We start from the raw sequence: 2402 nt of genomic DNA on the forward strand, positions 1-2402 counted from the left end.
GCCTCCATCCCCACCACCCGTCCCCGCCGCGACGCCAGGTCCCCCAGCACGTCGCCCAGGAACTCCTCCGGCGTCACCACCTCCACCTCCATCACCGGCTCCAGCCCCTGCACGCCCACGCGCCTGGCGGCCTCCTGGAGCGCCAGCGAGCCCGCCACCGCGAACGCCTGCGGCGTGCTGTCCTTCACGTGCGTGTCCCCATCCACCAGCCGCACCTCCACGTCCACCAGCGGCACGCCTTCGCGCACGCCCCTGGCCATGGCGCCGGCCACGCCCTTTTCAATCGCGGGCACCAGCTCGCGGGGGATGGTGCCGCCCTTCGTGGCGTCCACGAAGACGAGCCCCGCCCCTCGCGGCGCCGGCCCCACGTCCAGCACCACGCGCGCGTACTGTCCGGGCCCGCCGGACTGGCGGACGTGGCGGTACTCCTGGCGCACCGCGCCCCGCAGCGTGTCGCGGTACGCCACCTTCGGCTGTCCCACGCGCGCCTCCACGCCGAACTCCGTCCTCAACCGGTCCACGACCACCTCCAGGTGCAGCTCACCCATGCCGGACAGCAGCACCTGGCCGCTCTCCGGGTCCACGCCCAGGCGCAGCGACGGATCCTCCGCCGCCAGCCGTTGCAGGCCCTCTTCCAACTTCGGCAGCTCCGCGGGGGAGCGCGCCTCCACGGCGAGCTGCACCACGGGCTCCATCACGTTCAACGCCTCCAGCACCACCGGCGCCTCCGGGTCGCACAGCGTGTCGCCCGTGCGCACGCCCTTGAGCCCCAGCGCCGCGCACAGGTCGCCCGCGTGCACCTCCGCCACCTCCTCGCGGCGGTTGGCGTGCATGAACATCAGGCGCCCCACCCGCTCCTTGCGTCCGGTGATGGGGTTGAGCAGGACGGTGCCCGCTCGCAGCGTGCCGGAGTACACCCGCAGGAACACGATGCCGCCCACGGCCTTGTCGCTCATCAGCTTGAACGCCAGGGCCGCTGGCGGACCCGAGTCCGACACGGGACGGCTGACGCGCTCGCCGGTGCCGGGCGCAAAGCCCTCCACCATGGCCACGTCCGCGGGTGACGGCAGGTAGCTGACGACCGCATCCAAGAGCATCTGCACTCCCTTCTTCTTGAAGGCCGACCCGCACAGCACCGGCACCAGCGTCCGCGCGAGGGTGCCCGAGCGCAGCGCGCGCTCCAGGTCCTCCACGGTGATGTCCTCCACCCGCCCGTCCACGAACTTCTCCATCACGCCCGCGTCCACGTCCGCGCAGACCTCGATGAGGTGCATGCGGTACGGCAGCACCGCCTCCAACAGCTCCGGCGGCACGGGCGCGTCGTCGTCGAAGCGGCCGTCATCGCCCTGGAAGCGCACCAGCCGCATGCGCACCAGGTCCACGAGCCCCTGGAAGTCCGCGCCGTCGCCCACGGGCCACTGCACGGCCACCGGGCGCACGCCCAGCCGGTCCACCATGGACTGCACGCTCGCGGAGAAGTCCGCGCCCACCTTGTCCATCTTGTTGATGAACGCGATGCGAGGGACGCCGTAGCGGTCCGCCTGACGCCACACCGTCTCCGACTGCGGCTCCACGCCCTGGCTGGCGTCGAACACCGCCACCGCGCCGTCCAGCACGCGCAGCGAGCGCTCCACCTCGATGGTGAAGTCCACGTGGCCCGGCGTGTCCAGGATGTTGATGCGGTGGGGCACGCCCGCCTCCCGCCCGTGACGCGGCTGCCAGAAGGCCGTCGTCGCCGCGGACGTGATGGTGATGCCGCGCTTCTTCTCCTGCTCCATCCAGTCCATCTCCGTGGAGCCCGTGTGCACCTCTCCCGTGGAGTGGATGCGGCCGGTGAAGAAGAGGACGCGCTCGGTGAGCGTCGTCTTGCCCGCGTCGATGTGGGCCATGATGCCGATGTTGCGGTACCGCTCGATGCGCGTGGTGCGAGGCATGGAAGACTCCCGTTCCCGTCCGGGCAGCGAGGCCCGCGGGTGTATTGGATTGAGACGCCGGTTGGATGAGAGGAATCAGCCCGGGGCGGCCTTCAGGCGCGCACGCGCACACCGGCCTGGACGGGCACGTCAGGCCCGTTCAGGAACGCGCGAGGACACACGAAGGCACCGCGGGGACTTTTCGGGCGGAGACGGGGCTCACGGCACGCGGGCAACCAGCCACGGCGCGCACCGGAGGAGTCCGGTCCGCCTGCTCAAATATCGAGCAGAACCTCGTGACGGGGGGCGAGGCGCACGTCCGCCGCCGGCGCGAATGCGCTCAGGGTCGGCAGGGCATGGAAGGAGACGGGCCTCATGATGACAACTAGATAAGACAGACATCCCTCGCTGTCAATGCAGGCACCCACGCGTCCAGCCAGGGGCCCTCCCCTCCCTGTCTCTTATCCACATCTCCGAGCCCACGAGACA

The 2402-nt window shown here is 71.0% G+C and carries 1 protein-coding gene; it reads right to left on the reverse strand.

The features are described 5' to 3' along the window. Positions 1–1934, reverse strand: a 1934-nt coding sequence (gene fusA, locus D7W79_RS41290; protein WP_120530659.1) for an elongation factor G, incomplete at its 3' end; no start/stop codon positions are given. Positions 1935–2402 lie beyond the last annotated feature (468 nt).

It is taken from the genome of Corallococcus exercitus, assembly GCF_003611585.1.
Classification (GTDB): Bacteria; Myxococcota; Myxococcia; order Myxococcales; family Myxococcaceae; genus Corallococcus; species Corallococcus exercitus.